We start from the raw sequence: 13,226 nt of genomic DNA, 5'->3' as shown, positions 1-13,226 counted from the left end.
TCGCTTATTTATTTCTCCCCTTGGGGATGCACCTGAGGGTGCAGTTTCTTCCACCTGTCGAGGAACAGGAAGTAGACGCCCGGGCCGAAGGAAAGGAGCATTACCGAGATCCCCAGCGCTATCCCTATGAAAGTCGAAAATCCGGCGCAGCAATAATCCCTGCTCCTGGCGATGATGTGCGTCGGGACCGCGACGAGCAGTTCGAGGACGCTCCCCTTGAACATAAGCCTGCATTTCCGTTCCACGAAATTCCTGGGATCGTATTTCTTGCTCCACCTGTAAAAGACCGCGCCCCAGAGAAACCATACGGCGATAAACGAGATTATATATATCTGGACCGGCGGTTTGGCCAGCCACTCTTTGGCCTCGGAAAAGTTTAAGCCGAGGATAAGCCAGGAGTACCCCTCCGGGCCTTTTATCACGGTTTCGGTGATGGCGGCAAAAATGCCGACGGCCAGCCCGGTCATTACAAAACTTATCGCGATGACGGAATAGATTATTGAGCGTTTCCTTATAGGGCGATTGCTCCCCGTCTCGATGGGTATGCCCAATAACGCCGCCTGGCAGATGAGCATTACCGCGAACAACACCCAATACCTCAAGGATGCAATTACCTCTATCGCATTATCATAGGTAAGCTCGGGATAAAAAGCCGCGAGGAAGACCGGCACGGTCAGGACGAATAAGATAACGCCGTAAAGCAGGACTACCGCTATCGCGAAGCGTTTCACGCCTTGCCCCCCCTGTTTTTGGCCATCATCGCCAGGATATATACGCACGAAACTATAGTCACTGCATTGGCAAATATTATCGGCAGATTATTTATCATAATACCATAAATAAGCCACAACAGTATGCCTATAGAAAAGAGGACATACATCGGCATCGACAGGTCTCGCGTATGCTGTGTCTTGTAGACCTTATACGCCTGCGGGAAGAACGCGATCGTCGTGCATGCGGCGGCGAGGAGGCCGAGAAGAGTTACGTGATCCATATTTTATATTATATTTTCTCTTTTGGTCCGTCACTAATTGCGTATATTTCACTCTAATTTCTATTTTCGATATATGCTATTTTAATGCTTTTCTAAGACTCCCGGATACTCCGCAGAGGGGTATTTGAAAATAGGTTTAATTCTCGCTTCTAGCTTTTCGCCATTATGCTTTATTTCCATAAGCCCTCCCTTCGGCTCTACGCTTTCACATAACGCGATACCGTCACCTGTATCGCTATAAAACCTACCTGAAAAATCTAAAACATCACCCAAAATTCTAACGCGCAATATAACATTCCCTTCTTTATCTAAAATCTCTAATGCATCTTTAGTAAAATTTTTATCTAACGTTAAAATCGGATTCCTTTGCCAAACATTATCTTTAACCTTTGCCAATATTTCGTTTTTCTCGTTTCTTAACGTAAGATTGAGTTTATACTGACTACGAGGAAATAATTTCCAGAAAAGGTATGATTTTTCTATTTTTACATCCAAATCGTCCCCTAATATATTAAAAAGCACGAAATCATTACCAGTTTTAACAAGTTTTGCCGAACCTATGGAAAACGTTGGATAAGATATATTATTCCTTATCCGAAACGTTAATCTGCCGCTATCTTTTTGATAAATATACTTTTTGGTATCTGAATACTTAAGATAAATACTCAACAGAGTAGACGTGACGAGTAATAAAATAATTATAAAGTTTACATTCCCAGAAGATTCATTTTTAAACCAAATTCCGACAATTGCTAGTATTAACGTAATTAAAATTATTACATATTCCATTTCCCCTCCTTATTCTAGCCCCGGAAATGTTTTCACCTTGGTTTCCTTTCAAACAAAAAAGGCGTTAGTTTCCTAACGCCTTGGTTTGATTCCTATTTGTGTATTTTATCCATTTTCAAGACCTTCTGGTAAAACATGGCGGGCCCGACGAGATTTGAACTCGCGGTCTTCAGATCGACAATCTGACGTGCTTTCGTCGTCCGCCATTTTCATATTACCATAACCCCCGAATTTGTCAACAATTGTGACGGTGTGGCCGTTTCCTCTGTCTTGTTAACCGGCTCTTGTGCCCAAATCGTGCCTATCTGGTTGTTTAATGCCTCAACGGCTCGTTTTTTATGGCCGGACGATAGGTGGCTGTAGCGTAGCGTCATCTTGATTGACTTATGCCCCATAAGCTCCCTGATGGAGTTCAGGTCCACCCCTGCCATCGCCAATTGCGAGGCAAAGGTATGCCTTAGGTCGTGGAACCTAAAGTCTCTTATGCCGGCCTTATGCAGGGCTGCGTGGAATGATTTTCGTATATCAGTATAGGGTTTTCCCTTTGCGTTTACAAAAATATAAGGGCTGCTCGGATGCTTCCTTACTTTGATAAGCGTTGACCTCACCAGGGAGTTCATGGAAACCTCTCTTTTCTCCCCGTTCTTAGTCTGGCTTAAATATATGTTATCGCGGCTAAAATCGACATCATGCCATTTAAGGTTTAGGATCTCTGACTTTCGCATTCCGGTATGCAAAGCAACGGTAACGACTGGATATAAGTATCCGTTGCAATACTTAAGGAGCGTGGCGATCTCTTCTTTCTCAAGAAAACGAAGCCGGCTCTCTTCTCTGAATAGCTTTATCCCCTTAACCGGGTTCGGGCCGTTAAGCTTTCCCCAGATGGTCGCCTTATTAAACATGGACTTAAGAAGCGCGAGGCAACGATTGGTTGTGGCGGGGCTGACCTCGGTTAAAGTTTTGGCCTTAAACTTCTCGACATCGAGAGGGGTGATTTCCTGCAAAAGGCGCCCTGAAAAGTACGCCTTAAGGCGCTTCATGTTTGGTATCTCGGCGCGTTTCCAGGAGCGGTTATTTAGCTTCGAATGGTGCTCAAGGTAGTCTTCGAGGAAATCCTCAAATCTGATCTTTTCGCTGCGCTTGATATCCAAGTATCTGTTCTCATCAATCGCGCTCTGTCTCTTGCGTAAGACTTTTTCGGCAAGAGCCCTGCTGCCGCTTATGGCCTCGCGAACCCTGTGTCCATTGGCGTAATAGTCTATAAAGTATTTACCGTCGCGTTCTCTTATCGCCATATTTTTGATATAACCTATTGTATTTCAATGTGTTATAGTATAGCCGTCAGTCACAAGACTACCCTGAAGTGAGGGGGAAGTCAAGCTATAATTCGACACTTTTTACCCTCCTGTCTTTAAGCCAGGCCTCTATCTCGCGCAGATCAAACTTTACCAGTCGGCCTATTTTTAAGTAAGGGATCTTCTTGTGGCAAACCCAGCCATAGAGAGTCCCCTTGGTTAAGCCTAAGTATTCAGAAGCTTCTTCCATGCCTAAAAATCGTTTTTCCATATAACCTATGCTTCCATTCCCTGCCATTTAAGCTTGGGTTTCCTGCTTTTTAGGTGCATTTACCGAACCTTTCGAACCTTTTTACCTTATTTCACATTACTTTCTTACCTTTTTATATACATTACCTTCATTACCTTGTTACCTTTTTTATATTGCCTATTTCCCTCATTTTTTACGCACTCACGCACGTATATTCAAATTGATACTTTTAGGGTTAGCCAGATATGCTTCTGCTGGCTTCCGGCCAATAACCCCTACTCAGCTACTGTTTTCCTGTACAGGAATTGAAGTTTGGCCCCCTATGCCACCCCTATTTGGGTTCTTGCCAAACCTGTAGTGAAATAAAGGGCAGTCTAATATCACGCAGTTACGGACCTCTGATGGTTGCTGCGCTGAGCAGATAAGGCATTTGGCTCTAATCGCCTTTATCGGCGTTAATGATTTCATTTTGACGAACCTCCTTTATTTGGAGAAAGATTTTTTGATAGTTTCTTGAAATGCATTGTGCATTTCTTGTATTTGAAGATCATTTAATGTCTCTTGATTTATCTCTTTCTTTTCTTTATTTGGGGTAACATTTTGACACCCTTTATTGGACAATTTGTCAACCTTTGCGGACAATTTGTCGTCCTTTATGCCTGACTGAAAGGGTGACATTTTGTCATCCTTTTCTAATAGCCAATATCGTGTGGCATTACCACTCCATTTACCCTCTGCGGCTTTTATTTTACCTATCTCCTTTAAGTGACCTCTGCACCTTTTGATTGTTCTTGGGCATACACCCAAATACCCTGCCGCTTCAGAGTCTGCTTTAAAAAATGACCCATCTCCCGCCAACTTCCCATTTTTACTGAAGTAAGTATATTGATTCATTAAATAGTACAAAAACGATCTACAAGCCGGCGTTAATCGCTTCATTCTTTCCCACCACCTTTTTCATCAAGTCTTCATATTTATTTATAATAGCCTCCTGTACGGCGCTACCTACAATCTTGTTAATAGGATAAATACAGCTTAAGGCCTTTCCGTTAGGTAAAACTTTGGTGGGATAGACTAGCCTATAACCGGCTTGACTTGATAAAGAAGTGTAGATTGCAATATTGCCTATGTAGAATTGATTATTTACTACGCAGGAGGCAAATGCTATGAGACCGTTATTTGGTTTAACTGGAATGATTTGGATTTCGGAGATTGATATTAACGTCTTCATTTTCGTTACCTCTTCTTTATAAGGCAGAGTATAGCGTGAAGACGTTAATAACGCTTATGGAGATTTTTGGGCTATTTTGAAGAGATTTCCGCCATAGATTTTTTCCGGCAACGAATGACATCTCTGGCGACATTGGCAAGACTTACATTTAGGGAGATTTTTTTTCTACGCTGTTTATTGGCATGACAAATAGCGGATTTAATGGAGATATTGAGATAGTCCAGAAACGGCCCGCACGTCTTTTGACTATTTTGATATTCGTCAACTTTATAGCACTTATTTTGGAGCTTGGGCTCCTTATTGGTATGGTTCTTCCAAACGGCAGCTAAGTTCTCAACGGCTTCATGATAGCTCTGATCTTTCCATCCAGGTTTTCCGGGATTTTTCATAACTTCTTTACATGCTAATTTAAGATACAAAATTAAATCGTTTAATGTCTGCAATGTTATCTGGGGGTATTCCGGATGAATAAAACTATAAAATTGCTGCTTAAGCTTAATTGTATTTTGATGTGAGCCTTGCTGTAAATAAGCTTGCAATGTATTTTCTAAAGACTGCAGATGATCATGTAATGCCTGCAACTGCTGGACGCTTTCCTTACGTTTAATATTTTTTAGGGTTATATCCGGGCTCAACCATCTAACCAATGTAGAAACATGCTCTGCAGTTTCCTTCAGAGCAACCTTTTGCTTTTCCTTTGGGAAATATGCCTGAATCTCTTTCTTTTCCTTTTCTGTATAGACAATGACAGTACGCCAAAATGGTCGAGTATCTATCCTCAAGTATCTGCTATTGTTTGGAGATTTCCTCACTTCTTCCTCACGTCCACGCAGAATATTTATTACGCGCTGGCATCTCTTGGATCGCTCTAAGTTTTCCCGAACTAACTATCCAATTGGTCCCAAGTCAATAAATAGCAAGTAGAGCTACCTTGCAAGTTTGAGCAAAACAGATCAAATTCTGCCTTGTGGGATAGGCCACTTATCGCCTTATTGTCTTTGCTAACCAAAGTCGTTAAATAAAACTTTTTATTTAATTTTTCAGCAAAACTTGAGCCTATTATGTAATTACGGACCAATTGATAAAACCTCCTACCCTGTAAATCGAAGTCATTTATAAAACTTTTCTTAAAGTATTTTTCGGCATTCTTTCTATAAAGCTTATGCTTATCTGAAAACTCATCTTTGCGGTTCCACGCATCGATATTAGCCTCGGGCTTGCCTAGCTTTGACTCATTAAATACAACTGAATTCTTTCCTATAATCACAACATCTGGCTCTGTCTGTTGCACGGTCCATAATGTAGGCGGTTCTATTTTATCAAGAACCGATTTTAAGTCTTTGTCGAATTTGCAGGTATCAGCATCCATCCCCCAGAATAGCATTCTCTCACAATCATCCTGCAAGCCTATCAATCCATAATACTTTTTCATGTTTTTATTCAATTGTAGCGATCTAAATACATTCCAAGTCTTGATGTCTTCACTATTCTCACTACCGAATCTGGATAGTCCTTTTATGATTCCTCTGTTATAGGTTTCTCTCGGTAGGCTTGCTTTAGTCTTAAGAAGTGGGTTGTCTTTATCTATCGTTACCTGATCGCGATAATCCCTATAAACCTTAACGCCCGTCTTGCTGGTAACATACTTATCCATAGACACGTTTCTTGTTTTTCTCAGTGCCATGCGTGCCGGCATTTACCCTATATTTTAAATGAGAGAAAAAAGCTCTTATGAAAAGACTTTGATAAGGGGTGTTATTCGCTTTGTTTTGAACGTACATTTTAAGAAAAAAGTTCTTTTATTTTCGCTTCAATTTCATTTTCATTTATCAATCTTCCCTCAAAATAAGCGCTAATTTCCTTTTGGATGTCACCAATAGTGTCGCTGTCTAAATCGTTAATTATTTTCTCCCAAGTAATATTGCCTTGCATTAAATAAACGAGGAAATAGAAAATAAACATGGGAATATCTCTTGATCTTTCAGCGAAAATCTGAGGATATTGTTCTTGGAGTACAAGTAATGTGTTTAACCAGCCACCATAAGGTCTCCCTTTAAACAATTCCCAGCGCTTTTTAAAGGTCTCGACCAATTTTCGATCTACAGTTTTTCTTGGCAAACATGAATCAAAATCAGGGTCTTTAAAAACTATAAATACTGGCTGATTTAACTTAGACCAAACCTTATACCAACCATACACTTGAAAAAGATCAGCTCCTGTGTCGGGTTTGTAGAATCTTTGAGATTTATCTTTTGCTTCAATCCAAAAAATATTTCCCTTTTTTGTTCGGCAAATAACATCTGGGGCGATAACAAGTTTGCCGCCTGGCAATTCAACCGCAGGAGCTTTACCTAGTTTTTTTTCAGAATTATAATATTCGCAGGCATCCAAAAAAGGAGATGCATCCTTTACGATTTCTTTGACGAAATCCGTTGCTTTTGTCAGAGAATTGCCTTTATCAGCTTGGCCGAACTGATAATCACCATAATCATTCCTTTTGTTTAAAGTCATTTCTTTGTTTTTCCTCTCTTCCTCACATCTTTTTGATAAATTCCTCAATGCTAAGTTCTTCATGCCGCAATTCATCAAATCCTTCAAAATCATTAACAGTCGCAATTTCGACTGCTTTGAAGCCTTTATTTTCCATAACGTTATCAACAAGGAAAAAAGTTTTAATACCGCCTTTTTTGTCCAAAAGCTTTAGGGCCTTCTTACGATCGTCAATCTGTTTTCCTTCTGCAAGATGTTTACCTTTTACGTCAACGATAATCCATTTTCCGCCAATAAACGCAAGAAAATCGGGATAAAATGGAGCTGGCTTTACTTCAACGGAGTATTCAGTCTTTGGTTCATTTCTGACCCAAAAGCTTTTTTTCTTTTTATCCAACTCACAAAGATGTTCGAGTGCATCAGCAACCCATTTTTCTGGTGGAGAATCAAACTTTACATATGGCCTAACAGAATATTTATACCCTTCAACGATAATTCCTTTTTGTTGCAGGTGTGAAGACATCGGCTGATGAGATGGAATTAAATTCATCGTTAATCCATCTCGTTTACGCACTGTAATTATCTCGTCCATAAAAATATTCTTCACGTTCTTCTTCTGGAAATTGAATTGACCTTTGAACATAATTTCGAATGATTTTTTTCCATAAAACCAAATAATGCTTTTCTTTAATGCCTTGAGTGCACGCTTATAATCAATACCGTAAGCGGTATCAACCTGTATTCCAGAGTTGGTTATTGCTTCGATCAGTTTCTTTGCCGTGTTAAAAGAATTATTTCCTATAAATGATCCCGTTTGCTCAATAAAATCTAATGCCCAATGCGCAATATCAGTTTTTGCTAAAGCTATTGTTCGTCGAGTTGTCTTCGGTTTGTCTCCTTGCAATGTAATTTCATCTGCTGTAATCTCGGCATAATCTACCATCGCCAAAACTTCTGGCTTCAAAACTTTTTCGCCCTTTAAAACTACACACACTTCGTCTATAAACGCCGCAATGCTGAGTGATTTATCTTTTAATGCGTCCTCAAAACTTTTTCCAGTAGCGATTGGCTTGATTTGTAAAATTGGGATTTCGTAGTCATCGATAATCTTTCGATTAACTTTGTTTTCTCGGTCTTCCTCCTCAGTTGGTATTTCTATGGTTAATGTTGACAACTGAAGATTCTGCCTTATTTCATTAACGATCTGGTCGAACCGATGACCACGTTCACAAATCACATGTAAAATTTCGCTCTGCTCTTTCAAATCATGTCCTAAAACATCAAATTCTCGCTTTTCTTTATAAAGCCGCAACCCGCGACCGATAAGTTGAGCTGCTACAAGTCCAACTTTTTGAACAGTATCGCCCAAAACTACAATCGTATAAAAATTGTCATAATCAACACCTTCAGTAAATATGCGAACTTGATTAACAATCTCCGTTTCGTTGTCATCAAGCGACTGGTAATCTGCCAAAACCTCTTCTTGGCTTTTGTTTTCGCTATGAATGGTAAAAACTGATTTTGCTATTCGCGTTAATTTTTCAATTAGCTCCGTTTTTTTCTTGGGCATATATTGTCTAACAATTTTAGCGATATCCGTTCCTTCTCTGTTAACTTGCTCTAATACATCTTCGATCTCGTTTCCTGTTGAAGCCGGCCAGTTTCGGAGATAAATATCAATTGCATCCGCATGCTTGATTGATCTCGCCCTGGTAAGCAACATTGCTTTTTTCACTGGAGCATTTACAGCCGAAAGCGCCTCGTATTTAAGCAAGTGTATTAACATGCCCCACACCAACTTTTGCTTATCACTATCAGTTACTATATCCGGCGTTTTATCGTCGCCTGTTCCGCAACCGACGGCAAAAATTCTCTTGCCGTATCTCTCATTGATGTATCTCTGCATTGGATACTTGTAGAGATTATCTTGCCCAAAACTTTCGCTTCCACCTTTTTCAAGCGATGTTGCGGTAAATTCAAGCACTATCCCCGGCAAAAACTCAAAAATGGCTTCTGTAGTTTGCTTTTGTTGATAGTGATGTGCTTCGTCGGAAATAATAACCGGCCGGCGTTCGCGCAAAAATTCTACAAACGAAATGGTATGATTTCCACTCTTATCACGCCACAACGAATCCTCAAGCGGACGGCGCACATACGGAGTGCCTTTCATTGTATCTTCGCCATCCTTTTGCCCTGACGAAGCGGTTTTGTCATAAAACTTCTGCATATTAAACACATAGAATGAAATGTCGCGATCTTCCTCGTAGTTGCAGGTTTTGTCCCGATATGAATTGCCACTTACTAAGTTGTAGGTTAAATTCCAGCCGTCCCCAAAAATACTTTTCACCGCGCGAGGGGTAAAGTTTTCGATCGTCTTATCAAATAAAATTGTGTTTGGGGTCAAAATGAGAAAATCCTTAAATCCTTTGTGATACAAATCCAAAATTATTGCGCCCATAAGAAGCGTTTTGCCGGATCCGGTTGCCATTTCAAAGCCAACTTTATGCCATTCTACAAGTTTGCCTTCATTATTTTTCTCTTGTTGAAGAGTCTTTTGTTTTAAGCTCCGGCTGTCAAAGCCATTTTTCCAAAAAAGCTGAAATGCGCTCAATGCTTCTATTTGATAAGGACGTAGGGCGAACTTGAGCAAGTGCTGTATTTTATCGTAATTTTCAATTGTTTTTGGCGACGGCGAACCAATAGCGATTTTGTATTGCTGATCCTGACTTACTAAGTCATAAAATGTTTGCGATTTAGTTTTCATAGCAAATTGTATTCTCTCAAAATTGCTGCCGGTATTTTCTTTATCAAAATACGCTCGTCAAGCGACGCCGGAGGCACAGAAACTGCAACATTGGTAAAAATTGTTAAATGCTTGAATTTCTCCTTAGCCAACTCAATAACAATTGTTTCGTATAAATCTTCCGTTAATGTCTCAATTTTACTTGAAGCAAAGGCAAGGGCAAAGTTATAACGGGCCGATTGATGTTTGCCTAGATGCATATTTTCATTTTTCAGCCAATCTGCTTTCACGGGTCTATATTGAAAATGCAAAAAGATAGCTTCCGCCATTTCCCCTGACTTCAGAGCCCAGTTCATGTCATGTTCGTGTATTACACTTTCCCCGAGCTGATAGTACTTAAAACCACCTTGGCCTTTCCAATTTATATCTTTGCTAATCCCAGTCTGATCTTTTCCATTAACAACTCTTAAAAGACGAGGAATGATTAACTCTTCTGCTTGTCTGCCAATTTCTACAGTTATCCAGCGCCGGCCAAGTTTATGCGCTACCGCTGCGGTTGTTCCAGAGCCGGCAAAAATATCTAATACTAAATCATCCTTACACGTTACTAACTCTAATAAACGCTGAATCAATTTCTCTGGTTTTTTGTTTTGCTGAAACTCAACATCGCCTTCTCCCGAAATACCTTGCCACAAATCATCTGTAAATATATTACTGACTAACTCTAGTTTTGCTGGAACTTTTGCTAAATCGCCTTTCTCGTCTTCAATTTCAGCAATTTCGGCAACCTCTTTCAAAAATAAAACACCTTCTTTATTATAAACATAATACTTTGTTGGAATATCAGCATACTTTCCTTTGTTCGGCACATGAATGTATGAATAGAGGCCACTGTCAGGTATGAGTTTTTTTATCTGTTTTTCGATCCCACCGGAGAGAGTTGCTGTCCTGAAGATTTTATCAAAATTCTTTAAGTAGCAGGCAACGTTCTTTTCTCCATTAGAAATTCTTTTAATTTTATAATTCGTATGTTTTTTTATTTTTATTACATTCCCACTTTTAGTTTTCAATTCATTAACGACTTTTCCTTGTTTCCCTTCATCTACAAAAAGTAAGCTATACTGTTCAGCTGTTTTTGATGATTCATCAATAATTTCTTTAATGATTTTATTTTTATAAACTTTTGGCTTCTGCGGTCCACGATAACAAAGTAGGTATTGAGAGACGTCAAAAATCATGCTTCCAGTCGCTACGCCGGATGGGGCCTTTGCTTTCATTGCAACCGTCGTGATGTAATTTTCTCTACCGAAAATTTCATCCATTATAACTTTAAGATAATGCAATTCGTCGTTGTCGATATTTACGAAGATGACCCCGTCTTTTTTCATCAACTTGCGCAAAAGATATAAACGGTCCCTCATCATTGTTAACCATTCAGAATGTCGAAGGTTATCATCATAATACTTAAAAGCGTTGCCGGTATTAAATGGCGGATCAATATAAATACACTTCACTTTTTCTTTGTCCGGCCGGCCCTTAAACATTTCAACTAAACTCCGAAGGACTAAAAGGTTATCGCCTTTTATAAGCACATTCTCGCTCTTTACATCACCGTAGTGTTTTTGAAACTTTAAAATGCGTGGTTCGGCAACGCGGATGTCATTTCTTGCCACCCAAACTGGCCGAACACCTTTCCCTTCTTTTTCGTCAATCTCGTAATAGAGCGAAAGGCTCTTATTTATCCAATCAAGGCGTAACGCACCTTTATAATTTCTATCGTTTTCCATATCCGATTTTGCCTTTCAAAAACTTTTCAACATGATACTGCTAAATTTTATTCGGTTTGATTTTCTATGGCCCTATTCAAGATGCCTAAACACTTATCAATGTCAGGAAGTACGTTTTTCCCCAAGCCGATAACTCCATCTAATTGTTTTAACTTTTCATTTTCTAATTCATTTGATTTATCTACCTTTGATTTTTCAATATTCGCCATGCGCGCCGTAATCATAAGGTCTATTTTATTATTTATAAGTTCGAATTCTCCATAGGTATAGTTTAATTTTTTCATTAACTCTATATCTTTTGAATAATCAGCTATTTCACCCCATAATTTGTCCCTGGTTATTGTTTTTAATTTATAAAAAGGCACCCACCTTTTCTCGATTAAGTCATTTATGTGCTTTTTATTCATTTCTAGTTCCATCTTATAAAGTTGGTATATATATTTTGTATTCTTCCCTTGTAATTTTTGCGTTTCTTTTTTATCAAACATAATGCCTATTTGGTATATTAAAAAAGCACCCAAAAAACCTATGAGTGTTCCGCCTATAGCGATGTATAAGCTTTGCTTGTCAAATATTGTCCGATCCAAGCATAGTATGATTACAAGAGTAATGATTATTGTTCCTGAAATTTTTCCCATAATTCTTTTCTCTAACGTTTGAACTCAGTGGCTAGCCCTTGATGAAGGATGGCTGGCGCAGTTCGCTGGAGTGAAATGTTAGCTATTTTTCTTATATTTACAAGGGCGCTCTTCTTTTCCATCTATAATTGTATAACCGCACTCAAAATCAATAAATTCATGATCTACATCTCCGTATTCAGTGACTTCATCGTGATATGCTCGAGATACCATGGGTGCTTTACAATGAGGGCAAAAGTATTCACTTGCCATATTTTGAATTTCTTCGAGTTGTTCTTTTAACTTCTTAAAATCTTCTTGAGTATTTTGAAGCTCTTTTTCTTTCTTCTGAATAATCTCTTTATTGTTTACTTGATCCTTCGATAGACGGTCTAATTCTTCCTGCAAAAGGTGAATACGATTGGATAGGGTTTCTGCTAATGCATCGGGTGCAGTTTCTTGAATTAAGGCAATCTTATCTTTAAGGAAAGTGTTTTTTTCTTTTAGTAGTTCGATTGTGGCATCTTTTTGGCTAACTAAGATGCGATATAGAATAAATAACGCTATAATAAAAGAGGCGATTGAGGCTATTTGAGTGAAAAAAATAATTTCATTTGTCATGTTGTTATTCAGCTAACATATAATATACGAATTCGATTTTTGTAGGTTTTTGTACTGCCCTAGGTTGAGTCTACCACCCGCGCTGTCAGTTTTCAAGCGTAATTCCTCTGGCTGATGTGGAGTGAAAATTAGGTCAATGTGGCCTAATTGTGGGTAATTAAGACCCGCGGCACCCTACTCGCCTTGTGCCCAAACCGTGCCTATCCGGTACTAAAATTGGCTAATATTCGCTAAAGGTGGGAAAAAGAAAAAGCCCCGCAACATAGTTACGGGGCGCAAGTTATGGCGGGCCCGACGAGATTTGAACTCGCGGTCTTCAGATCGACAATCTGACGTGCTAGACCAGACTGCACCACGGGCCCGTCGCAACACTTCTTGTCAAAAAATGGGGTGTTGCTCCCGTGGGGAA

The 13,226-nt window shown here is 39.4% G+C and carries 14 protein-coding genes and 2 tRNA genes; all 16 read right to left on the bottom strand.

The window, feature by feature from the left end; genetic code table 11:
• Nucleotides 1-8 precede the first annotated feature (8 nt).
• A complete protein-coding gene (locus PHO67_04560; GenBank protein MDD5546414.1) occupies nucleotides 9-731 on the bottom strand; it encodes a hypothetical protein in 723 nt (240 codons plus the stop codon).
• Nucleotides 728-994 carry a SemiSWEET transporter gene (locus tag PHO67_04555; protein ID MDD5546413.1) on the bottom strand — a complete coding sequence of 89 codons (267 nt, stop codon included), beginning with the start codon at nucleotides 992-994 and terminating at the stop codon, nucleotides 728-730. The genes PHO67_04560 and PHO67_04555 overlap by 4 nt, the downstream gene beginning before the upstream one ends.
• Nucleotides 995-1,075: 81 nt before the next feature.
• Nucleotides 1,076-1,783: a hypothetical protein gene (locus tag PHO67_04550; GenBank protein ID MDD5546412.1), complete on the bottom strand. Its 708-nt coding sequence runs from the start codon at nucleotides 1,781-1,783 to the stop codon at nucleotides 1,076-1,078.
• 136 nt (nucleotides 1,784-1,919) lie between these two features.
• A tRNA-Asp gene (locus PHO67_04545) sits at nucleotides 1,920-2,011 on the bottom strand.
• Nucleotides 1,993-3,078, bottom strand: a complete 1,086-nt coding sequence (locus PHO67_04540; GenBank protein ID MDD5546411.1) for a site-specific integrase — start codon at nucleotides 3,076-3,078, stop codon at nucleotides 1,993-1,995. The genes PHO67_04545 and PHO67_04540 overlap by 19 nt, the downstream gene beginning before the upstream one ends.
• A gap of 85 nt (nucleotides 3,079-3,163) precedes the next feature.
• Complete coding sequence (locus tag PHO67_04535) at nucleotides 3,164-3,376, bottom strand: helix-turn-helix domain-containing protein (protein MDD5546410.1); 213 nt, start codon at nucleotides 3,374-3,376, stop codon at nucleotides 3,164-3,166.
• Nucleotides 3,377-3,811: 435 nt separating this feature from the next.
• The gene (locus PHO67_04530; protein ID MDD5546409.1) at nucleotides 3,812-4,267 is read right to left on the bottom strand and encodes a hypothetical protein; all 456 of its coding nucleotides are present in this window, start codon (nucleotides 4,265-4,267) and stop codon (nucleotides 3,812-3,814) included.
• Nucleotides 4,242-4,559 carry a septation protein SpoVG family protein gene (locus tag PHO67_04525; protein ID MDD5546408.1) on the bottom strand — a complete coding sequence of 106 codons (318 nt, stop codon included), beginning with the start codon at nucleotides 4,557-4,559 and terminating at the stop codon, nucleotides 4,242-4,244. Before PHO67_04525 ends, PHO67_04530 begins: the two co-directional genes overlap by 26 nt.
• A 71-nt stretch (nucleotides 4,560-4,630) precedes the next feature.
• Nucleotides 4,631-5,341: a hypothetical protein gene (locus PHO67_04520; protein ID MDD5546407.1), complete on the bottom strand. Its 711-nt coding sequence runs from the start codon at nucleotides 5,339-5,341 to the stop codon at nucleotides 4,631-4,633.
• A 101-nt stretch (nucleotides 5,342-5,442) separates the two neighbouring features.
• The gene (locus PHO67_04515) at nucleotides 5,443-6,243 is read right to left on the bottom strand and encodes a hypothetical protein (GenBank protein MDD5546406.1); all 801 of its coding nucleotides are present in this window, start codon (nucleotides 6,241-6,243) and stop codon (nucleotides 5,443-5,445) included.
• 98 nt (nucleotides 6,244-6,341) lie between these two features.
• Nucleotides 6,342-7,133: a hypothetical protein gene (locus PHO67_04510; protein ID MDD5546405.1), complete on the bottom strand. Its 792-nt coding sequence runs from the start codon at nucleotides 7,131-7,133 to the stop codon at nucleotides 6,342-6,344.
• A complete protein-coding gene (locus PHO67_04505) occupies nucleotides 7,093-9,813 on the bottom strand; it encodes a DEAD/DEAH box helicase family protein (GenBank protein ID MDD5546404.1) in 2,721 nt (906 codons plus the stop codon). Before PHO67_04505 ends, PHO67_04510 begins: the two co-directional genes overlap by 41 nt.
• Entirely contained in the window at nucleotides 9,810-11,579 is a 1,770-nt protein-coding gene (locus tag PHO67_04500; GenBank protein ID MDD5546403.1) for a site-specific DNA-methyltransferase, read from the bottom strand. The genes PHO67_04505 and PHO67_04500 overlap by 4 nt, the downstream gene beginning before the upstream one ends.
• Before the next feature lie 47 nt (nucleotides 11,580-11,626).
• Nucleotides 11,627-12,217, bottom strand: a complete 591-nt coding sequence (locus PHO67_04495; GenBank protein ID MDD5546402.1) for a hypothetical protein — start codon at nucleotides 12,215-12,217, stop codon at nucleotides 11,627-11,629.
• 78 nt (nucleotides 12,218-12,295) lie between these two features.
• Nucleotides 12,296-12,817, bottom strand: coding sequence for a DUF3972 domain-containing protein (locus tag PHO67_04490; protein MDD5546401.1), 522 nt, complete (start codon nucleotides 12,815-12,817; stop codon nucleotides 12,296-12,298).
• A gap of 283 nt (nucleotides 12,818-13,100) precedes the next feature.
• Nucleotides 13,101-13,179, bottom strand: a tRNA-Asp gene (locus PHO67_04485).
• Between the last annotated feature and the right edge of the window lie 47 nt (nucleotides 13,180-13,226).

Source organism: Candidatus Omnitrophota bacterium, assembly GCA_028716565.1.
Classification (GTDB): Bacteria; Omnitrophota; Gorgyraeia; order Pluralincolimonadales; family Pluralincolimonadaceae; genus Pluralincolimonas.
This window is presented reverse-complemented; position numbering and strand designations above follow the sequence as displayed.